Source organism: Dyella terrae (assembly GCF_004322705.1).
Taxonomy (GTDB): Bacteria; Pseudomonadota; Gammaproteobacteria; order Xanthomonadales; family Rhodanobacteraceae; genus Dyella_D; species Dyella_D terrae.
In genome coordinates this window covers 215,422-238,793 of the sequence record NZ_SIZZ01000003.1, presented here as the reverse complement: position 1 = coordinate 238,793, position 23,372 = coordinate 215,422, and the positions used below count along the sequence as shown (strand labels likewise).

The window sequence follows — 23,372 nt, the reverse complement described above, 5'->3', positions numbered from 1 at the left end:
TATCGATGGACGTCCTCGTCACAGGCACCGCCGGCTTCATCGGTTCGCATGTCGCCCTTGCCCTGCTCGACAAAGGCGTGCGCGTCATTGGCCTGGACAACCTCAACGACTACTACGACGTCACCCTGAAGAAGGCGCGTCTCGCGCGCTTCATCGATCACCCGAACTACACGCACGTCCACGCGGATCTTGCCGATCGCGACAGGATGGAAGCACTGTTCGTGCGCCATCGACCGCAGCGCGTCGTGCACCTGGCCGCCCAGGCCGGCGTGCGTTACGCGGCGGAGAACCCGCACGTCTACGTCAGCAGTAATGTCACCGGCTTCCTGCATGTACTCGAAGGTTGCCGCCAGCATGGCGTCGAGCACCTTGTGTTCGCATCGACCAGCTCGGTTTACGGCGCCAATACCGACATGCCGTTCTCCGAGCACCGTCCCGCCGAACACCCGCTTACGCTGTACGCCGCCACCAAGAAAGCCAACGAGCAGATGGCGCACAGTTACGCGCATCTCTACGGCTTTCCCTGCACGGGCCTGCGCTTTTTCACGGTCTACGGACCATGGGGCCGGCCGGACATGGCGCTGTTCCTGTTCACCCGCGCCATCCTTGCCGGCGAGCCGTTGAAAGTGTTCAACCATGGCCAGCACAAGCGCAGCTTCACCTATGTCGACGACATCGTCGAAGGGGTGGTGCGCACGCTCGACCATGTGCCGGGCAAGGACCCGCAGTGGCACAGCGCCTCGCCCGATCCGTCCAGCAGCGGCGTGGCGCCGTTTCGGCTTTACAACATCGGCAACGAGCAGCCCGTGGCGTTGCTTCGTTATATCGAAGTGCTCGAACAATGCCTCGGTCGCAAGGCCAGGCTGGAGATGCTGCCGCTTCAGGCCGGCGATGTCCCGGATACGGAAGCGGATGTATCGAGCCTGATACAGGCCGTTGGCTATAGGCCTCATGTAGCGGTGGAAACCGGCGTGGCGAGCTTCGTACGCTGGTACCGCGATTACTACGGCGTGTAGGCACACCCATGCTCTGCACACGCCGCCCGTCGGGTCCCGCCGTTTCCTCGCGGCGCTACCTCAAAAATGAAAAAAACAGGGGGACGGCGTGATCATCGACAACCTCAGCGGTCTTGATCCCACGGATGTGGAGGCGGACTTGTGCGTGATCGGGGCCGGTGCGGCCGGCCTGGCGATTGCGCGCTCGTTCCTTGGTACGTCCCTGCGCGTTTGCGTCGTGGAAAGCGGCGGCCTGTCCGGCGAACACGCCAGCCAGTCGCTTTATGAAGGCGACTCGGTGGGCGAGGTGCCGTTCGATGCCGCCTCGTCGCGCATGCGTGTGTTCGGCGGCAGCTGCAACCTGTGGGGCGGCGGCTGCATTCCCTTCGGTCGCCACGACCTCGGCCAGCGTGACTGGGTGCCGGAGAGTGGCTGGCCCATCGGTTTCGAGGAACTGCAGCCATGGTACGAACGCGCCCGTGCGTTCTGCCAGATCGGCGATCAGGAGCTGGCCGACGGTTCGTTCCGCAGCGAAGTGCCGCGCACGCCGCTGCCCCTGGACGAGAGCAAGCTCACCAACCATATCTTCGCGCGCAGCCCCATCCTGTTCGGTTCGGCGTATCGCGGCGAAATCGAGCGCGCGACCAACATCCTCATCCTCCTGCACACGAACCTGATCGAACTGGACGCCGACGCCAGTGGCCAGCGCATCCTGCGCGCGCGCATCGGCACCCTGGATGGCAAGCGCGGCAGCATCCGCGCACGCCACTACGTGCTGGCCTGCGGCGGCATTGAAAATGCGCGACTGATGCTCCTGTCCAACTCGGTCATACCCGAAGGGCTCGGCAATGCGCACGATCTGGTTGGCCGCTACTTCATGGATCATCCCAGCGGTCGCCTGGGCACGGTGCATACCGATCAACCGCATCGCCTGACCCGTCCTTACGACCGTGACCTGGGCAAAGGCAGCGCACCGGCCTTCCCGGAGATCGGCTTGTCCACGCACGTGCAGAGCGAGCGCCAGATGCTCAATGGACGCGTACACCCCTTTGCCGTGGAAGGCCCGATTCCCAATGGCATCCGCGCCCTGCGCGAGTTTCGCGCCGCCCTCCGCGCCGCACCCAAGCCCGACGAAGGCACCTTGCTTGAAGCCCAGTTGTGCGCGGCGATGAGGAACGGTCCCTCGGCCAGCGATGCCACCGTGATGACCAGCGACAACCTCGGCACGCTGATGCTTCGCGTCGGGCTTGGCATGGGCGATATCGCGCGCGCCGTCATGCACAAGCTCACCGACAAACCCACGGTGCGCAGCAGCCACGTCGAGCTGGTGGGCTATTTCGAGCAGGCGCCCAATCGCCACAGTCGCGTCACGCTGGGCGACGAGCTCGATGCGATGGGCCAGCGCAAGGTGCGGGTCGACTGGCAACTGACGCCGCTGGATCGCTACACCTATCGTCACGCCGCCATGCTTTTCGGTGAAGAGCTCGCACAAGCGTGCAACGGACGTTTCGAACCCGAAGCCTGGGTCGTCGACGGCTCCACGCCCCAGGTGCACGGCACCGCCCACCACCTCGGCACGACGCGCATGTCCGATGACCCCACGACGGGCGTGGTCGACCGCCATTGCCGCGTACACGGCATGGATAACCTGCATATCGCAGGCAGTTCGGTGTTCCCCACCGGCGGCTGGGCCTTCCCCACCTTCACCATCGTCGCCTTGAGCATGCGCCTGGCCGAACACCTGCGTGGCTTGCTGACCGATGCCGCGAGCACGGGCATGCTTTGAGCGCGATCATGCACAACTTGCGACTGCCGTCCGAACGTCCCGCCCCGATGGCTACGCCAGCGGCAGGGTCCGATCGGCCGGCCCACGCCTTGCGCTGGCGTTTTGAAGTCGCCGCCGACCGCGCCTTCGACCGGCTGGCCTGGGAGCGTCCCCGCGAGCATCAGGTACGCGTGCTGGTTTTCGACACCATGGGCTGGCGGCAGCACGCCACCGCGGCGGAAGACTGGCTCGACTGCCGCGAGCGCATGCGGGCCGCACGTTTCCGCCAGAGCCATGACCGGGTCATTCACGTGCTCGCCCATGCGCTGTGGCGCAAGGCGATCGGCCGTTGCATGAACCTCGAACCGCTCGACGTACCGCTGGGTTTCACGCCACTGGGCCAACCGGTGCTCCCGGGAACAGGACTGGCGACTAGCCTCAGCCACAGCGGTCGCTGGGTCGCCATTGCCATTGGCGCCACGCCCATCGTGGGCGTCGATATCGAGCGATTGCCGTGCGACCTGGCGCTAGACGACATGCTTGGCACCATCTGCCACGAAGACGAAGTCGGCGCCGTCGCGGCGCTTCCTCCGGGTGAACGTGAATCCGCCATCCTGCAACTGTGGACGCGCAAGGAAGCCTTGCTCAAGGCCTTTGGCGTGGGCCTTACGGCAACGCCGGCATCGATCCGGCTGACGCCTGATGCGCCGATGGAACCTCCGACCTGCGCGCGCGGGCAACCGGCGTGCCTGATACGCGACATCCATCTTCCACCCGGGCTGGTCGGCGCACTGGCGGCGCCCGGCGACGTCACGTGCGTCGCCATGCACGCGCTCGACCACGCCTGACGCTGTATCACCCCGGCTACATGCCACTCGGCCGACCCGTTTTGGCCTACCCCAACTCTTACCTAGGTGACATCGACACTGCGCGATGCCGGGCCGTAGCCTGATGTTCCAGCGGGCGGGGCATGGTAGCCGCGCCCGGGAACGTGATGGGGGCAGTGGAATGTTCGACTTCATGCGAAGGCAGTCGGCGCGATGGCTCGTGATGCTGGGCCTGTGCGAATTGTTCATCCTCGCCGGCTCCCTCAACCTGGCCATGCACTTGCGCTACTTCGGCAAGCCGGACGAGCTGGCCGAGTTCTCCGCGCACATGCCCGAGCGCTCGCTGGTGTTCGCCATCATCCTGATCGTCGCCATGGTGGCCCTCGGCCAGTACCAGTCGCATATCCGCATGACGCGCTTTGGCATGGTCGCCCATCAGGCCGTGGCTTTTGTGCTGGGCGGCTTCGGCATCGTGGTGGCGTACTACGTCGTGCCGCAGGCGTATGTCGGCCGCGGCGTGCTCGCGCTGGCACTGCTCATCGCATTCCTCGCCCTGCTGACGTTCCGCACGCTGTTCATGCGCCTGGTGGAAATGGAAGCACTCAAGCGTCGCGTGCTGTTCCTCGGCGCCGGCGTACGCGCGTCGCAGTTTCACAACCTGATGCGCCGCCGCTCCGATCGTCGTGGCTTCAACGTGGTCGGCTACCTGCCACGCGCGGGCGAACCGATCGTGGTGCCCGACGAACGCGTCATGGGTCCGGACATCACCTTGCGCCAGATCGTCGAGGACGAGCGCATCGATGAAGTGGTCGTCGGCGTGGACGACCGTCGCGGCCACCTGCCGATGGACGATCTGCTCGAATGCCGCCAGCTTGGCATTACCGTGACCGAACTGACGACCTTTTTCGAACGCGAGTCCGGCCGCGTGCAGCTCGCCCTGCTCGACCCCTCGTGGCTGGTGTTCTCCGGTGGCTTCAACGCCACACCCTTGCGCCGCCTGAGCAAGCGCAGTTTCGACCTGATCATGGCCAGCGTGATGATGCTGCTGTGCTGGCCGCTGATGCTGGCGACGGCCCTGGCGATTCGTATGGAGTCCGGCGCGGGCCAGCCGATTCTCTATCGCCAGGAGCGCGTCGGCGAACGTGGCCGCACATTCTGGTTGCTCAAGTTCCGCAGCATGCGCACCGATGCGGAAATCGACGGCAAGGCTCGCTGGGCTACCGCCAATGACGATCGCGTCACCCGCGTAGGCAAGATCTGCCGCAAGCTTCGCCTGGATGAACTTCCGCAATTGTGGAATGTCTTCAAGGGCGAGATGAGCATCGTCGGCCCGCGTCCGGAACGCCCGCAGCTTGTCGCCGACCTCATGAACCAGATCCGCTATTACAGCGTGCGTCACTGCCTCAAGCCCGGCCTGGCCGGCTGGGCGCAGATCAGCTACCCCTACGGCGCGACCGTCGAGGAAGCGGCAGAGAAACTGAAGTACGACCTGTTCTATGTGAAGAACCACAACTTGCTTTTCGACTTGCTCATTCTGATCCAGACGGTTGAGGTGGTTTTGTTTGGTCGAGGGGCTCGTTGAGTGGAGAGCAGTGAACAGTGAACGGTGAACAGTAAAAGCGGGGTGCGATGCCCTTCAGCCTACCTGCTCTTACCGTTCACCGTTTACCGTTCTTCCGCCCCAAAAGGGCCCATAGGCGAGTAACGGGGGCGCAAGCCCGGACGTACCGGCAACAGGGGTACGCACCGCAGTGCTTGTTGGCAATCCAGCCGTGTAACGTTCCGGTGCCCTCGCTACTCACCCATGGGCCTTTGCCGCGGGAAGACACTGCATGCGCAAGTCGAACGAGATGCCGGGGCGCACGCGCCTGTTTGCCACGTTGCTGTTCTCGGCAGGGGCGGCCGCGTCGCACGCGCAGTCGGTCACCGAACTCGGTGCCCATACGCTGATCACGCACTCCGAAGGCATGGGCGTCAGCCCGGCCGTAAGCGACCCCATCGACACCGCGGCGAGCGGCAGTGCATTCATCACCTTCAATGCCGGCTATGCCAGCAACAGCACGCGTCCCCAGGACAGTTTCGGCAATCGGTGGAAAGCCGTCGGCGGTCCCGTGACGTACCGCGACTATGGCGACACCTTCAGCGTGCAAGCCTATGTTGCGATGAACGCGAAGGGCGGCGCGAAGCACACGCTGCGCTTCGACAAGCCGGGTGATCCTGTCGGTGAGCTGACGGCACCCTTCATCGAAGTCCGCAACGCCGGCGTGCTGCAAGATGTTGCGCAGAACTACCCTCAACCCGGCCTCGTGCTGACCAGCGGCAAAGTCACCACGACCGGCCCTGCAACGCTGGTTGCCGTGTGGTGGGGCGATGGCGGCGTCAAGCGCATGACGACGCAACCATCGGAAGGTTTTACGATGATCGATAGTTACCTGATGCTTCCTGACAACAGCGGCGTGCAGGCGGCGGTAGCCGTACGACAGGTCGACCAGGCCGGCACCTATAACGTCAGTTGGATTGGATCGCCCATCCAGGGGGCCATACTGTGGCTGTTCGCGTTTCAAGCGAACAAGTAACTCGTGCCTGTGTGGTTTCTTCCGTTGAGGGGAGCGACATGCTGGGCCAGATGATTTCGCACGATCACTATGCGCGGATGCTCGCGCGTGGACGCAAGGAGACATCGCGCATGCTTGGCTTCGATGCCGGCACGATGCGCGAGCTCTACAACCGCAAGCCTTTTCAGATTGAACACCACATGGCGAATCACCCGGCGTTTTCGCTGGAGTCGCTGTTCACGCTCTGCCGCCGTCGACCGCCTCAGGACATTCTGTTCCGCATGGGCAACATCCCTGGCGACGAGCCCCTTGAGACGTCGTACGACCATTACAAGAAGGACCTGACGCTCAGCGACGTGCTCGATCATTTCGAGGAAAGCCAGGCCTACATCTGCATCAACAATCCCGAACGCGATCCGGAGTACCAGCCCATCATCGAAGGGCTGATCGGCGAGATCGCCGCGCAAACCCACGGCATGGATCCATGGATCACGTGGTACTCCACGTACGTCTTTATCTCGACGCGCCATGCCGTGACGCCCTATCACATGGATCGCGAGATGAATTTCCTGCTGCAGTTGCGCGGCACCAAGCAGGTGTTTCTCTGGGACCAGGACGACGATGACATCATGTCGTCCGAACAGAAGGATCTGTTGCTGTCGCGCGTCGGCAACCGTCCGCGCTACCTGCCTTCGTTCGAAGCCAAGGCCATGGCCTATACGCTGGAGCCCGGCGTCGGCGTACACCACCCCTTCATTGCGCCACACCGCGTGCATACGGCTGGCGAGCTCTCTGTTTCGCTCGCACTCACCTTCCGCACGCGCCAGTCGGACATGTGGACGGACGCTTATCGCTTCAATGCACGATTACGGCAGTTTGGCCTGCACCCAAGCCCCATTGGCAGGAACGCGTGGCTTGATCGTGCCAAATGCGGGTTTGCACGTGCTGGCCAGCGCGTGAATCGCCTGCTGCATGGCGCGGAAGCAGAGCCGACCTGAGCGTCGGCCTGCCGCAGAAAAAGCGATGCGTGTACGGCCTGGGGAAGCCGGGTGCTAACGCTGGACGTCGTCTGCCATGGGGCTTAAGTCGGCGAGGGACCGCCTCGCAGGGCACGGTGCCGACGCTCTATTTCGCGCGCCTCCCGGACCCCTTGCTGCATCCAGTATGCCGCCAACCGGGCAGAGCGCATTTCCATGTCCTTTGCACTTTCGCCTGGCTCATGCGCATTCAACCTCCTTAGGTCATTGAATCGACGCTCCAGGTCCTCCGGCGATATCTGCGCCATGGCCCCAGGCGGCGCCGGCATATGCCTGGACGCCAAGGTCGAGGTCGATATCGGCAGCCTGCCCTCACTCGCGCATCCCAGTGGGGGGACCCGCGTTCCTCGATTCGACACCTTGCCTGGCGCACGCATCAAAGCGGACCTGGCTGAGTCACGTTTCGCATCATTCATCGCGGTCGTCTTCGCATGGCTGGCGTGCCCCGCGATTCGCTGCTGCTCGGCTTGCGCAACGCGACCGGACCGATAGCTGGCCATGCGCTGGTGGTACGCCTGCGACAGGCGCGCCTGTCGCTCTTCCTCGTCGATCTTTCCACGCGCCAGGGACCGTTGGTACGCGCCGGCTTCGGCAGCGATCGAGTCGCGCAGGTTTGCCTTGAATTCAGCTTTCCTACGCTCATGCTTCGCTCTGCTTTCGCTGGCAATCCGGGCCCGGTTGCTGGCGAGAATCAGAGCGCTCTCGGAGGGCACTTCAGGATCGATCTCGGTCAATCGCCGTGCGTGCTGGACCGCCACCGCCAGAGGTGTCGAAGGGGTCAACTTCTCCAGGGCCGCGCGAACGTCCCTGGGGGATGGTTTGCCTGCCGGCGATGCGCCGGGGCGAATGATGCGGCGCACGCGATCGATCAGATGATCGGAGATGACCTTTTCCGGAGCGCCCTGCGTGGAAATTCCGTAGACGTCCTCCTTGAAACGGTCCCTGACCGACATCTTGTCCGACCATGGCGCGACCGCACGTTCCCCATTCCCTTTCAGACGCTTTGCCACCTCGCGGTGTTTCCCGGGATCGAGATGCGAAACCGCCCGTTCCAGCAACTCGACGAACTGGATCGCCACACCTGACCCATGGAGCGACCGATGCATGCCCGCGATCAGGCTCGCCGCGGACAAGCCTTTACTTCCGGCCGCCTGCGAAGGCGATGAGGCCATGGTCGAGTCCTTGTCTTTGCCTTTGTCTTTGACCTTCTCGGCAGGAATAAGCCGATCGAGAATATCGAGCGCCAGCCCCGGCTTATCCTGGCCAGCGGACGTCGCCAGATGCAACGACAGCACCTTCAAAGCGTGCGACATCGGGACGATCGCCAGAGGCTCCGAATTTCTTGGGTAGGCCCACATCAGTTCCGCAAAGGTGGGAAGCACGGCAGGCTCCATGAACAGTTCCGCCTGGTGTGCCATCGGCCAGCCCTCAACCTGGCTCAGTTCGCTCAGGATGTGCCCCAGCTTCCGGGGCAGGCCTGGCGTCCGGTAGTCGCCGAGCGCCACGAGTTTTGCGCCCATGCGCCTGATCCTTTCGCGCGACTCGCCCATCAATGACCCGGCGTGCCGATCGGCTGCCGACGGCGAAACCGCTGCGCGCAGGGACAATGCGTCGCGCGCCCTTTCCATCGGATCGCTGAGGTGCTGCTCCATCCGAACGTCGGCCGCAGGGTCCTTTGCGCGCGTTGCGACGGTCTGTGGCATGCGTGGCGCGACGGCACGGGCGTCGATGGATCGATGCAGTTTCTGGTGCGACCGCGAGCGTTCCGCCACGCGTGAAGCGGGGGGAAGCTCTTTTGGTTTGGCGACGACTGGCGCATCAAGTCGATAAGAAATCTGCACCTCTTCGATGGAACCGTTGGCGTGAATTTCCAGCATGGCAAGCTCGCCGGTCAGATAAGTCACTTTCACCTCATCCGATTCGGCCACCCGGCGCAACAGTTCCGGGCGCATTTCTCGGGCGATGGCAATCATGTATTCGGGCACGTGGTCCCCCGTCATTGGCAGCACATGCAGCCCCTCGTTCAGACGCTCCAGGCAGCGATGGATGCGCTCATCCATCATCTCGCCCTTGCCGCTACCCTGGGATACTTCCGAAGGACTGGGTGACTGGGCGCCCGTCCTGCCGGCCGACGGCATGGACACGCCGATTGCTTTCACGCCAAGGTAGGTGTCGGCCACGTCGGCCCAGTTGGATTTTTGTTGTTGCCTGTGCGTGCCGACCTCCTGTAAGGGCGGGTACCAGTTCGGCATCGTGCCGGCATATGCATCCACTTCCATCCCACTGGTGAGCGCCACGAACGTCGCCATGACATCGGGTATGTAGAAGTGGAACGCGGCGGCAGCCAGTTCATTCTCCTCCATCGCATGACCCATCGACGGGCGGTTCTGGTCCGCATTGCGTGGAAAGAGCTGGCCGGTTGCCCGGAAGACGGCGTTGGCCATCCGCTGCCATCTCTTGCGGTCCTTGCGATTTTCCTCAGGCAGTCCACTCATGGAATCCTTTCGGTAACCACTCTCCCTCAGGAGGGAGCGTCGACGCGAAGGTGAGTTCACCAGTTCACGCCGGACTTTGGCAAAGTGCGCCGGGATTTCGGGGAGCGGCGCACCAGGCACCATGTCATCGGTGAGATACGTGAGGTAACTGAGGTCGCCGAGGCCAAAGATCTTGTGGATCTCTTCGTGAATGAACGTCCGGGCCATGTCGATGCGCATGACTCTCACCAACTGGGCGCGGTATTCATCGTCGGCGCAATCGAGACTGAGGAATCTGGCGCTGTCGAAGAAGAAAGTCCGGCGCATGGGGTCGTGTGTATAGACTTCCGCCATGCTGTCTTCATCGTCGGGGTCAACCAACGCGATGAGATCGTCATTGTGATGGAGGTGGGACAGCCCTCGGAGCACCTTGTCCAGGATGACCACGAACGTGTCGCAAGCGCGTTCGATCTGCACAGGATCGCGGGTATCGCAGATCGATGCGACCAGCTTGACCGTATCTTCCTGACGAATCCGGATATTGCGCATGCTCGCCTGCGTGGCGATGAATGCCTCGTCCAGGGAGGACTCGAGCAGGTCGCGGGTGTTCGGGTCGTATCGTTCGATGCCTGTCCAGCCACGCCCCAGCACCGGCCGATGCGCTGCGGCCAGTTCGGCCCGGAAGGCCACTTCGCTGGGGTTGGTTGTGCTGTACGAGCTTGCGAGGCTGCTCAGGAGCGGATCCTGACTGTCGGTCATCCAGCTGCCCGATTCACTTGCATCCATCCACTCGACTTCGGCATTGGCGTCGCCGGTTGCGTCCGCCCCGGAATTCACGGGAGCAGGGCCGGCGAGCGGCTGCCATTCCATGGCCATGCCAGAGGGTTCGGGCAGGTGCCAACCCGCACTGTTGCAGATGTGTGCGATGGGCAAGTCGGCGGGGTCCAGCGAACCGGCGCCGCTGGCGCGGATGGCGGCCGGCACGACGTTGATGTTTTGTGAGGCGCTATTTGAGGGATGGGGCATGGCAGGTTGCTCGTTCAGTTCGCAAGGCGGTGGCCGGGGGCGTCCCGAGCCTTCGGATTCCAGGGGTGATCCGACGATCCATCTGACCCGCGAGAGGGCATCCGGGACGGGAACCGACGGCGGCCGGGGACGTGCGCGGGCGCGATTCGGAACCGTGTCGCGCCGCCGTCGGGTAAACCCCGGAATGAAAAGCGGGACTCGGCGCCGCGTGCCCCGACGTCCGGCACGGCCCCACGCTCGCAGTGGACCATAGGCCCTGTGGCCGGGCATTCAGGTAGCGGCCGGCCAGCGGGCCAGCCTCGAAAAATCAGTGCGTTTGCCGTCTTTTCCGGTGCCCTAGACCCAAAGGCATAGGCGGGACATAGCCGTGATGACGTAAAGGAATCGCGCGGCGATTATTCGACAATTCTCCCCGACTTCCGGCTTTTTCAGGCGGCGCGCCTGAACCTGCCGGACCCGGATGCGCCGCCCATCGCAACCAGAAGCGATCTGATTCCGACGTCGGCCATCCCGCTGGATTTTGGGGGGAGGGTGGAAGCATGCATGCCCGTTTGGCCGCTCGCCTTGAAGCCCGGGAGCTGCAGGCATTCCTTACGGAGAAGGTGTCGTGACCGCCGTGCTCGAATCTTTCGATCGCGAGGCGGCCGCCACCCGACTGTTTGACGCCCTGCCCGGCCATCCCTCCGAACAGCCGCAGGCATGGCAGACCACCGCCCTGGCGGTTGCCCCGGCACACGCGTTGACGGCGACTCATCTGGCTATCGCCCTGTCGATGGCCGAGGCACGTCTTACCGGCGCGCCTGACTTGCTGGTGTCCCGCATCGCGGATGGCAAGGCTGCGCACGCCATCCTCGCCGTACCGACCACCGCCATCATCGCCGACTGGCAGCGCGCGCATGCGGATGCCGCGCCCTGTGCGCCTGGCGAAACCGCGTGGCTGGCTGCCGATGACGATGTAACCGATGCGTCCGCTAACAGCGTGTGGTGGATGGCGTCGTCGGCCTTGCACGTGCGCTATCGCGCGCCCTTCACGGCCGACGCGATCGACCTGATGGCCGGACTGGTCTTGCGCGCACTGCAAGCGTTTGCCAGCGGTACCGCCGAGCTGCTCGATCCTGCCGAGCGTTACACGCAGATCTATCGCTGGAACGACACCGCGCGCCCGCGACGCGCCGAAGACAGCGTGCACGGACTGTTCGCCGAACAGGTGCGTCGCGTGCCGGATCGCACCGCCATCGCCTGGCACGACGGCAGCCTGAGCTATGCCGAGCTGGACCGTCTGTCCGATCACGTCGCATGGCAACTGGCTCGCCGCGGCATTCACGCGGGCCAGACCGTCGCCCTCTTGCTCGACCGCAGTGCCGACGCCCTGGTCACCCTCCTCGGCGTGCTCAAGGCCGGCGCCGTCTACCTCCCGCTCGACCCCGACTATCCCGCCGACCGCCTTGCCTTCGTCATCAATGACGCGCAGGCCGGCCTGATCGTGCACGCGACGCCGAACTTCCGCCTCGCCGATGTTGAGCTGGAATCCGTGACGCCTGCGCAATTGCAGGAAGCGACCGACGCCATGCCGCTGTCCGCGATGGACGGCAGCGCGCTCGCCTACGTGATGTACACCTCCGGCAGCACGGGCACGCCCAAGGGCGCGCAGATCATGCACCGCTCGATCATCCGACTGGTGCGCCATGTCGATTACGTGAGCTTCGGCGAACATCCGCGCGTGCTGCATGCCGCGCCGCTGGGCTTTGATGCATCCACGCTGGAGATCTGGGGCGCCCTTCTCAACGGCGGAACCTGCGTCGTGCACGAACAGCGCGTGCCGACCGGTTGCGCCCTGCAACGCAGCATCGAACAACACGGCGCGGAAATCGCCTGGCTTACGGCCGCGTTGTTCAACGCCATCATCGACGACGATGCCAGCTGCCTGCGTGGCCTGCGCCAGTTGCTGATCGGCGGCGAAGCGCTGTCGGTGGCGCACGTGCGCAAAGCCTACGCCGCGTTGCCCGATGTGCTCATCAGCAATGGCTACGGTCCCACCGAATGCACCACGTTCGCCACCACGTATCCGATCCCGCGCGACCTGCCGCCGGATGCGCGCTCCATTCCGATCGGCCGCCCGATTGCCGATACCACGCTGCACGTGATGAATGCCCGCGGTGAGCTGGTGCCGGCCGGTGCCGTCGGCGAGCTCTATATCGGAGGCGCGGGCCTGGCTCGCGGTTACCTTGGACGTGCGGACCTGACGAGCGAGCGCTTCGTGCCCGATCCGTTTGGCGCGGAAGGCGACCGCCTGTATCGCACGGGTGACCTCGTGCGCTGGCTGCCGGAAGGTGTCATCGAATTCATCGGTCGCGCCGACGGACAGGTAAAAATCCGCGGCTACCGCATCGAGATGGGCGAAATCGAAGCCGCGCTCCAGCGCCAGCCCGGCGTGCGCGCCTGCGCCGTGATCGCCCGACAGGATCGACCTGATCAAAAGCGCCTTGTTGCCTACTATGTGGGCGATGACACCGTCACCGTGCGTCGCCTGCGCGATGCATTGGCGCACGCGCTGCCCGACTTCATGGTGCCGGCCATTTACCTGCGCCTGGACGCCCTCCCGGTCACGGCCAACGGCAAGCTTGATCGCCGCGCCCTGCCCGCCCCCAACCGCGGTCGCCCCGAAATCGCCACCGAGTACGCGGCACCGCAAGGTGCGGTCGAATCGCGTGTTGCCGCGCTTTTCGCCGATCTGCTGGGTCTGGATACGGTCGGTCGCCACGACAACTTCTTTGACCTCGGCGGCAACTCGTTGCTGGCAGTGAAAGCCGTGGTGCGGCTCAAGCCCGAGGCGGCCGTCGACGTCACCATCCCCGATTTCTTCGGCACGCCGACGGCGGCGAGCCTTGCGGGCCGCATCGCCGGTGAGGCGGTTGTCCTCGACACGCGCCTGGCTACCGCACCGCAGACCATCGAACGCGAACCCATCGCGATCATCGCCATGGCCGCGCGCATGCCTGGCGCCAACGACGTCGATACGTTCTGGCGCCACCTCTGCGACGGGCGCGAGACCATCACGTTCTTCGGCAAGGACGGGCTCGACCACGCCGTTGCCGCGAGCGAACGCGACGATCCCGACTACGTGTGCGCACGCGGCGTCATTGACGGCGTGGAGGATTTCGACGCGGGTTTCTTCAGCATGTCTGCGCGCGAAGCCGACCTCACCGATCCGCAGCAACGCGTGTTCATGGAACTGTGCTGGGAATGCATGGAGCGCGGCGGTTACGTGCCGGATGCGCAGGCGAAACCCGTCGGCGTGTTCGGCGGCATGCATAACGCCACGTATTTCCAGCGCCACCTGAGCCGCCATCCGGAACTCGTTGAGAAATTCGGTGCGTTCCAGGTGATGCTGGCCAATGAGAAGGACTATCTCGCGACACGCGTCGCGCACAAGCTCAATCTCACCGGCCCGGCCGTCAGCCTCAACACGGCCTGCTCGACGTCGTTGGTGGCGATCAGTCAGGCGGTGCTGGCCCTGCGCGCAGGACAGTGCGATATGGCGCTGGCCGGTGGTTCGTCGGTTACCTGCCCGCCGCGCAGCGGTTATCTCTCGCAGGAAGGTTCGATGCTGTCGCCGGATGGCCACACGCGCACCTTCGATGCGGATGCGCGCGGCACGGTGTTCAGTGATGGCGCGGGCGTGGTGCTGCTCAAGCGCCTGAGCGATGCACTTCGCGATGACGACATGATCATCGCCGTCATTCGCGGCGTCGCGGTGAACAACGATGGCGCGGTCAAGTCCAGCTTCACCGCGCCGAGCAGCACCGGACAGGCCGCCGTGATCGCCATGGCGCTGGATAACGCAGGCGTCAACGCGCGCGACATCGATTACATCGAAGCGCATGGCACGGCCACGCCGCTGGGCGATCCGATCGAAATGGAAGGGCTTACCCGCGCGTTCCGTCGTCATACGGAAGATCGTGGCTTTTGCGCCATCGGTTCGGTGAAGAGCAACATCGGCCATACCGTGATGGCCGCGGGCGTCGCAGGCGTCATCAAGACGGCGCTGGCGATGCGCGACCACGTGCTGCCGCCGACGCTGCATTTGAAGGTCACCAATCCCAAGATCGACTTTGCCAATTCACCGTTCGTGGTGAATGACCAGCGGCGTGACTGGCAGGCGAACGGCCGTCCGCTGCTGGCCGGCGTCAGTTCGTTTGGCGTGGGCGGCACGAATGCGCACGTGGTGCTGCAGGAGGGCCCGAAGCGCCCCGTATCCGAGGAAGCGGAAGGGCCGCAGTTGCTAGTGCTGAGCACCCGCACTCCGGAAGCGACGGCGCACGCCGCTGCACGCCTGTCGACACACCTGGCCACCAGCGACACCGCCAACCTCGCCGACGTGGCGCACACGCTGCGTACCTCGCGCAAGGTGTTTTCGCAGCGCCAGTATGTTGTCGCCAACGATATCGAAACGGCCGTGGCGCGCCTGGCGCAGGCGTCGACGGCACCTGCCCGTGCAGCAGCGCCGGCTACGCCTGGCGTCGTATTCCTGTTCCCGGGGCAAGGGTCGCAGTACGCCGGCATGGGCAGCGGCCTCTACGCCAGTGAGCCGGTGTTCCGCGATGCCCTGCTCGCCTGCGTACACGCCTTCGAAGGCGAACTCGGCTTTGACCTGCGCGACAAGCTGTTCGCCGACGATGCCGATGCGCTGCGCGAAACCTCACTGACGCAGCCGGCCACGTTCGCCATCGAATACGCACTGGCGCAACAGTGGATGAGCCTCGGTGTTCAACCGGTTGCCATGATCGGCCACAGCGTCGGCGAATTCGTCGCTGCGGTCATCGCCGGTGTGATGTCGCTGGCCGATGGCGCCCGTCTGGTGGCCCGTCGCGGTCGGCTCATGCAATCCATGCCGGCAGGCAAGATGCTGTCCGTACGCGCCTCGTCCGATCAACTCGCCGGACGGCTGCCGGCATCGATCCAGCTGGCGGCCATCAATGGCCCGCAGGCCTGCGTGCTGAGCGGAGATGAAGCTTCGATCGAAACCCTGGCGGCGCAACTCGAAGCCGATGGCCTTGCCACCCGCATCCTGCATACCTCGCACGCCTTCCACTCGGCGATGATGGATCCGATCCTGCCGGCGTTCCGCGAGGAAGTCGCGCGCATCACGCTCCACGCCCCGGCCCTGCCCATCGTCTCCACGCTGACCGGCCAGCCGCTCAGCGACGACGACGCAACGTCCATCGATTACTGGACGCGCCACTTGCGTGCACCCGTGCAGTTCTCGCCCGCCGTGCTGCACGTACTCGAAGGCAGCACCCACGTCTTCATCGAGACAGGCCCGCGCAACGCGCTGGCCACGCTCGCTCGCCAGCACACGCAGGCGCGCGGTCGCTGCATCGTCAGCTCGATCGGCGACCAGCCCGACGGTGAACGCCATGCGTTCCTGGACGCCGTTGGCCAGCTGTGGTGCGCCGGTGCAACGCTGGATCTCGACGCGCTCGACACGCGCGAACGCAAGCTGCGCCTGTGCCTGCCGACTTACCCCTTTGAACGCAAACGCCACTGGATCGACGCCGTCGCCGATGCGCCTGTCGCCCCGGCGTTGCCCGACAACGTGCTGCCTTTCGTACCCGCCATACCCCTTGCCCCTCCTGCGGAGAGCCCCATGGAAGCCACCCTCTCCGGCGCTGCCGACACGAACCGTCGCACGCGCCTGGTCAGCCAGCTCGTCGAGCTGTTCGAAGACGTCTCCGGCGCCGAATTCACCGATGCCGACAGCGCCGCCAACTTCATGGAGCTTGGCCTCGACTCGCTTGCCCTGACCCAGGTGGCCTTGCAGCTGCAAAAGACCTTCGCGCTGAAGATCACCTTCCGCGAACTGATGGAGTCGTTCTCCTCCTTCGAGCGTCTCGCCATGCATATCGACCAACTGCTTCCCCCGGATGCGGCGCCCGCCGCACCGGCCGCACCCGCCGCCGTGACCGCGCCGACCGTCGCCATGCCAGCGATGGCCGCCGCACCCAGCGGCACCGTGCAACAGGTTATCCAGCAGCAGATGCTGATCATGCAGCAGCAACTGGCCCTGCTCGCCGGTGGCGTGGTGGCCGCACCCGCGCCGGTGGCGGCGCCGGTCGCAGCGCCGGTCGTGGCCGCGGCGGTGGCACCGGCTGCCAAGCCCGATGCGCCGGCCAACGACGAAGAAGCCGCGCTCGCGCACACCACCTACGACGTCAAGAAGGCCTTCGGCGCCATCGCGCGCATCCACTCGGCCGGCACGGACCTCACCGATCGCCAGCGTGTACGCCTGGATACCTTCATGCGCCGCTATATCGAGCGCACGCGCAAATCGAAGGAATACACGCAGAAGCACCGTGACCATCTCGCCGATCCGCGCGTGGTCAACGGCTTCCGCCCGTTGCTCAAGGAGATGATCTACCAGATCGTCGTCGAGCGCTCGAAGGGTTCGCGGGTGTGGGACCTTGATGGGAACGAGTACATCGATGCGCTGAACGGCTTTGGCATGAATCTGTTCGGCTGGCAGCCGGATTTCGTGCTGAACGCGGTGCGCCAGCAGCTGGACGCCGGCTATGAGATCGGCCCGCAGCATCCGCTGGCCGGTGAAGTGGCCGCGCAGGTGTGCGAGTTGACGGGCTTCGATCGCGCCGCCCTGTGCAATACCGGCTCCGAAGCCGTGATGGGCACGGTGCGCATCGCCCGCACGGTGACCGGTCGCGACACCCTGGTGATCTTCACCGGTTCGTACCACGGCATCTTCGACGAAGTGATCGTGCGCGGCACCAGGAAGCTCAAGTCAGTACCGGCCGCGCCGGGCATCCTGCGCAACACGGCCGAGAACGTGCTGGTGCTCGATTACGGGACGCCCGAATCGCTGGCCATCATCCGCGAACGCGCCAACTCCATCGCCGCCGTGCTGGTGGAACCGGTGCAGAGCCGGCGCCCGGATTTCCAGCCGCGTGAATTCCTCAAGGAGCTGCGCGCGATCACCGCCGATGCCGGCGCGCTGCTGATCTTCGACGAAGTCGTGACGGGCTTCCGCTCGCATCCGCGCGGCGCCCAGTCCGTGCTTGGCATCGATGCTGACCTGGCCTCCTACGGCAAGGTGGTTGGCGGTGGTTTCCCGATCGGCGTGATCGCCGGCAAGCGCAAGTTCATGGATGCGCTCGATGGCGGCGACTGGCAATACGGCGACGCATCGGTGCCGACCGTTGGCGTCACCTATTTCGCCGGCACCTTTGTGCGTCACCCGCTGGCGCTGGCCGCCGCGCACGCGGTGCTCAACCATCTGAAGGATGAAGGCGGTGCATTGCAGGAACGCCTCAACGCACGCACCGGCGTCTTCATCGACGAGCTCAACGATTTCTGCGCCAGCGTGGGCGCGCCGCTGAAGCTGGCGAACTTCGCGTCGGTGTGGAAGGTGAACTTCCTCGAAGACCACCCGCTGCAGGAACTGCTGTTCGCCATGATGCGCAGCCGCGGCATCCATGTGCTGGACAACTTCCCCTGCTTCTTCACCACCGCGCACAGCGAAGCGGATTTCAACGCCATCGCGCGCGCCTTCCGTGAATCCATCCTGGAACTGCAGGAAGCGGAATTCCTGCCGCGCCACAAGAACGTCGAAGCCGTCGCGTTCGATGCCGCGCGCCCGCCGGTGGCCGGGGCGCGCCTGGGCAAGGACGCCGAAGGCCATCCGGCCTGGTTCGTGCCCAACCCGGAAGCTCCGGGCAAGTACATGAGGGTCAGCGCATGAGTCCGAATACGAATCCCGTGGGCACCCCCGCCGCCGTCGCGGTCGAGTACGACCCGTTTGCCGGTGCCGCCATCGAGCGCGTGCTGCCCACCCTGGCGACGCAGCGTGAGATCTGGCTGGCCGCATCGCTCGAACCGTCTGCATCGCTCGCCTACAACGAATCGGTGACGCTGCGTCTCTGGGGCGCGCTGAACGTGACCGCGCTGCAAGCAGCGGTTCAGGGCGTGGCCGATCGCCACGAGGTGCTGCGTGCCACCGTGAGCGCCGACGGCGACGAGCTCTACATTGCCGCGCGCACGGAGCTGCCCTGCCCGCTCACCGACATCGCCGCGCTGGACGCAGATGCGCGTGACAACGCTGTCGCGCAGCTACTGGAGATGGTCGTCAACACGCCTTTCGACCTGCAGAACGGCCCGCTGGTGAACGCACAGCTGCTCAAGCTGGCCGAAGACGAGCACCTGCTGGTGCTGACGGCCCACCACATCGTGTGCGACGGCTGGTCCTTCGGTGTGCTGGTCAACGATCTGGCGGCGCTTTATCGCCAGGCGCTGGGCCAGGGTGAAGCACCCGCACCAGCCGATGCCTTCGCCGACTTCGCGCTCGCCGAAGCCAACCGCCCCAACACCGACGCGGGCAAGTCCGCAGAGGCCTATTGGGTACAGCGCTTCGCCGGCACGCACCCTTCGCTGGACTTGCCAACCGACCGTCTGCGCCCGCGCCGTCGCGGCTTCGCCTCCGAGCGCCAGGACCGCGTACTCGACGCCGGGCTGATCACGGACCTCAAGCGCATGGGCGCCTCGCGCGGCGCCAGCCTCTACGCGACCTTGCTCACCGGCTTCGGCCTGCTGCTGCAACGGCTGAGCGGCCAGGACGAAGTAGTCATCGGTATTCCGGTGGCGGGACAGGCGCAGGACGGGTTTCAGTCGCTGGTCGGCCATTGCGTGAACGTGTTGCCGCTGCGCGTGGGTATTGATCGCGAAGCCCCCTTTGCGACAGCGCTGGGCTCGGTCCGCGGCGACTTGCTGGATGCCTTCGATCACTCGCAGTACACCCTGGGCAGCCTCCTCGCCCGCCTTGCGCTGCCGCGCGACCCCAGCCGCCTGCCGCTGGTGAGCGTGCTGTTCAACCTGGATCAGGCGCTGGACAACAGCACGGTGTCCTTCCCCGGCCTGCGCTTCGAATTTGCCGGCGTGCCGCGTGCGTACGAGAACTTCGAACTGTTCGTCAACGCCGTGCAGGTCGATGGCGGCATTCGCCTGGAATGCCAGTACAACAGCGAGCTGTTCCGCGCCGATACCATCCGCAGCTGGCTGGATGCGTACGAGACACTGCTGCGCAGCGCGCAGGCACAACCGGAGGCAGCCGCCCAGGCGCTGAACCTGGTGTCCGCCGAAGCCGCCACGGCGCTCGATGCGCTGCAGCCGGCGCCGACGCCGTATCCGGAAAACCAGCTCGCCCACGAATACTTCGAACAGCAGGTCGATCACGACCCCGAGCGGGTCGCGGTGATCCATCGTGGCGTCGCCACCAACTACCAGCAGCTGGAAGACCGTGCCAACCGCATCGCGCATACCTTGCGCGCGCGCGGCATTTGCCGCGGCGCCCTGGTCGGCATATCGCTCAAGCGCGGCATGGACATGGTCGCCGCCGTACTGGGCGCGTTCAAGGCGGGCGCGGGCTATGTGCCGCTCGATCCGTGCTTTCCGGCTGACCGCCTCGCGTTCATGGCGCAGGACGCCAAGCTCGCCGCGCTGATCGTCGACGACGGCGTGCCGGCGTCCTTCCACTATCCCGCGGAGCGCGTGCTGTCCCTGTCGCGCGACGCTGAAGAAATCGCCGCGGCCAGCGCCTCGCGCCTGCCGCGCGACAGCAATGCCGCCACGCCGGATGACGTGGCGTATCTGATCTTTACTTCCGGTTCCACCGGCCGGCCGAAGGGCGTGCGCGTGCCTCATCGCACAACCTCCAACTTCCTCACCACCATGCAGCGTGTGCCCGGTATCGCCGCGAGTGATCGCCTCGTCGCCGTGACCACGCTGTCGTTCGACATCGCCTTCATGGAACTCATGCTTCCCCTCAGCGTGGGTGCCATTCTGGTGGTGGCCGATCACGACGATGTGCGCGATGGCGCCGCATTGCGCACCTTGGTGGAGAGCAGCAAGGCCAGCATGATGCAGGCCACGCCCGCCGGCTGGCGGATCCTGGTGGAATCGGGTTGGCAGGGACACGCGCACTTCCGTGCCGTGTCCGGCGGTGAGCCTTTGCAGGTCGACCTGGCCGAAGCCCTGCTCGAACGCTGTGGCGAAGTCTGGAATGGCTACGGCCCCACCGAAACGACGGTTTATTCGACCTACTGGCGCGTGCACCATCCGCGCGCCGGCATCTACATCGGCAAGCCCGTCGGCAACACCACCGTGCACGTGCTCGATGAGCTGGGCGCTCCGGTGCCGCTGGGTATGCCGGGTGAAATGGTCATCGGCGGTGCCGGCGTCGCGCTGGGCTATCTCAACCGTCCGGAACTCACCGCCGAACGCTTCATCGCGGACCCATGGTCGAACCAGCCCGGTGCACGCATGTACCGCACCGGCGACCGTGGACGCTGGCTGGCCAATGGCCAGCTCGAACACATGGGACGCCTGGATTTCCAGGTGAAGGTGCGCGGTTATCGCATCGAGCTGGGCGAGATCGAAGCGGTGCTGACGGATGCGCCAGATGTCGGTCGTGCCGTGGTGCTGGCGCGCGAGGATCGTCCCGGTGACGTGCGCCTCGTGGCCTACGTGGTGACCCGGTCGGGCGAGCCCATGAACGAGGACGCGCTCAAGGCGACGCTCAAGGAGCGCCTGCCCGAGTACATGCTGCCGCAGCACCTGATGCAGCTGACCTCCGTCCCGCAGTTGCCGAACGGCAAGATCGATCGCAAGCAGCTCCCGGCACCGTCCGTCGCCACGGTCGCCGATCGCGGCGAGCGCATCAGCCCGCGCAACGACAGCGAGCGCCGAGTCGCCGACGCCATGGAAACCGTGCTGGCCCTGCCCGGCCTCGACGTCCGCGACAACTTCTTCGCGCTCGGCGGCCATTCGCTGCTGGCCGCGCAGCTGACCGCGCGACTCAATCGGGCGTTCGGCATCACGCTCTCTTTCCGCACCCTGTTCGATGCGCCGACCATCGCCGAACTCGCTGCCGCCATCGATGCCCAGCAGGCCAGCGGTGACGCCGTAGCGACCGCGCCGATCGACCGCCGCGCCGACCAGACCCGTGCCCCGCTGTCACTGATGCAGCAACGCCTGTGGTCGCTGGAAGAAATGCAGCCCGGTCGCGTCACCTACAACGCGCCGTCAGCCCATCGCCTCACCGGCGCCATGGACGAAGCCGCCTTCGAGCGCGCCCTGCATGAACTCATGCAGCGCCAGCCGAGCATGCGCACGGCCATGCGCCGGACGCCGGACGGCGTCGAACAGGTGGTCCACGACGACGTGCCGATGTCGCTGTTCCCGGCTGAAGACCTGCGCCACCTGCCCGACGGCGAACGCACCGACGTGCTGATGCGTCGGCTGCAGGAGCTGACCGACACCCCGTTCGAACTCACGCGCGCGCCGCTGTTCAGCGCCCACATGTTCCGCACCACGGACGACGAGCATGTGTTCTTCTTCATGCCGCATCACATCATCTGGGACGGCTGGTCCTTCGACATCCTGTACGAAGAACTCTCGGCGCTGTATCGCGCCTTCGCCGCCGGCGACGCGTCGCCGCTGGCACCGCTGCCGGTAAGTTATGGCGACTTCGCGCAATGGCACGCGCAATGGCTCGAAGGCCCCGCCTTCGACAAGCAGCTCGCCTTCTGGCGCGAGCGCCTGGGCAGTGTGGCCGAAACGCGCGCGCTCCCCTCCGATCATCCGCGTCGCCCCGGCATGTCCGGCGTCGGTCGCACGGAATGGATCCGCACCGACAAGGCGCTCACCGATGCGCTGCACGCCGTGGGCAAGCAGGTCGATGCCACGCTCAACATGACCCTGCTCGCGCTGTACTACGTGCTGCTCAGCGGCATGGACGGCCAGCGTGAACTGGTGGTCGGCACGCCGGTGCGTGGCCGCAACCAGACCGAGGTCGAATCGGTGATGGGTTACTTCAACAACTTGCTCCCGCTCCATGTGACGGTCGATCCGTCGCGCAGCTTCCTGGACACCATCCGGCAGGTGAAGGCGCTGGCCATCGAGAGCTTCGGCTACCCGGATGTTCCGCTCGAATACCTGCAACGCGAGCTGCGCACCGGCCACGGCAATGGCGCCGTGCTCTACCAGGCGTTGTTCTCGTTCCAGGACGCGCGCCAGCGCATCGTCGACTGGGGTGGCCTGCAGCATGAGCAGATCCTGCTGTTCCAGAGCGGCGCCACGGAAGATCTCGGCTTGTGGTTCCTTGAGAACAACAAGGGCATGGTCGGCGGCGTCACCTACAACGCCGACATCCTGGAGACCGCGACGGCCCAATGGTTGCGTGATCGCTACGTCGACCTGATGGCGCGCGTCGCCGCCGATCCGCAGCTCACCGTGGCGAAACTTCATGGCAACGGCGCTGAAGAACTCAGCTCGCTGCGCCGCAGCTACCAGCCGAAGGCAACTGCACCGCGTCCGGCTGCTCGTGCAAACAGCGATGCACCACTGACGCCTTCGCAACAGCAGCTGGCGGACCTGTGGAAGGAGATGCTCGAACTCGACCGCGTGCGCGCCAGCGACAACTTCTTCGACGTCGGTGGTCACTCGCTGCTCGCCGTGGACATGGCCGCCCGCGTGCAGCGCGAAACCGGCGTCAGCCTCAACCTGCTGGATATCGCCAACGGCACGCTGGCAACGCTGGCCATGGAACTGGACAACGCACCGGCCGAAGCACCGCGCGCCAAGGGCGTGGTGGGTAAGTTGCGCGGCTTGTTCGGGAAACACTGAAATGCC

General features: G+C 65.3%; 9 protein-coding genes. 8 read left to right on the top strand and 1 reads right to left on the bottom strand.

What is annotated here, in order from left to right:
- The first annotated feature begins 5 nt into the window (after positions 1–5).
- From EYV96_RS16495 to EYV96_RS16470, 6 genes are all read left to right on the top strand, one after another.
- A complete protein-coding gene (locus EYV96_RS16495; protein WP_131152666.1) occupies positions 6–1,016 on the top strand; it encodes an NAD-dependent epimerase in 1,011 nt (336 codons plus the stop codon).
- A gap of 88 nt (positions 1,017–1,104) precedes the next feature.
- The gene (locus EYV96_RS16490) at positions 1,105–2,781 is read left to right on the top strand and encodes a GMC oxidoreductase (protein ID WP_131152665.1); all 1,677 of its coding nucleotides are present in this window, start codon (positions 1,105–1,107) and stop codon (positions 2,779–2,781) included.
- Between the two features lie 8 nt (positions 2,782–2,789).
- A complete protein-coding gene (locus EYV96_RS16485) occupies positions 2,790–3,608 on the top strand; it encodes a 4'-phosphopantetheinyl transferase family protein (RefSeq protein ID WP_131152664.1) in 819 nt (272 codons plus the stop codon).
- A 172-nt stretch (positions 3,609–3,780) separates the two neighbouring features.
- Complete coding sequence (locus tag EYV96_RS16480) at positions 3,781–5,169, top strand: TIGR03013 family XrtA/PEP-CTERM system glycosyltransferase (RefSeq protein ID WP_240732632.1); 1,389 nt, start codon at positions 3,781–3,783, stop codon at positions 5,167–5,169.
- 250 nt (positions 5,170–5,419) lie between these two features.
- The gene (locus tag EYV96_RS16475; RefSeq protein WP_131152662.1) at positions 5,420–6,163 is read left to right on the top strand and encodes a hypothetical protein; all 744 of its coding nucleotides are present in this window, start codon (positions 5,420–5,422) and stop codon (positions 6,161–6,163) included.
- Between the two features lie 38 nt (positions 6,164–6,201).
- Complete coding sequence (locus EYV96_RS16470) at positions 6,202–7,140, top strand: cupin-like domain-containing protein (protein ID WP_131152661.1); 939 nt, start codon at positions 6,202–6,204, stop codon at positions 7,138–7,140.
- A gap of 83 nt (positions 7,141–7,223) precedes the next feature.
- On the opposite strand, the gene EYV96_RS16465 is transcribed toward EYV96_RS16470, so the two are convergent.
- Positions 7,224–10,679, bottom strand: a complete 3,456-nt coding sequence (locus EYV96_RS16465; protein ID WP_131152660.1) for a hypothetical protein — start codon at positions 10,677–10,679, stop codon at positions 7,224–7,226.
- A gap of 607 nt (positions 10,680–11,286) precedes the next feature.
- Between EYV96_RS16465 and EYV96_RS16460 the strand changes: the two genes are divergently transcribed.
- Together EYV96_RS16460 and EYV96_RS16455 are read left to right on the top strand one after the other, a co-directional pair.
- The gene (locus EYV96_RS16460) at positions 11,287–18,429 is read left to right on the top strand and encodes a polyketide synthase (RefSeq protein WP_240732631.1); all 7,143 of its coding nucleotides are present in this window, start codon (positions 11,287–11,289) and stop codon (positions 18,427–18,429) included.
- Positions 18,426–23,366, top strand: a complete 4,941-nt coding sequence (locus EYV96_RS16455) for a non-ribosomal peptide synthetase (RefSeq protein WP_131152659.1) — start codon at positions 18,426–18,428, stop codon at positions 23,364–23,366. The genes EYV96_RS16460 and EYV96_RS16455 overlap by 4 nt, the downstream gene beginning before the upstream one ends.
- Positions 23,367–23,372: the final 6 nt, after the last annotated feature.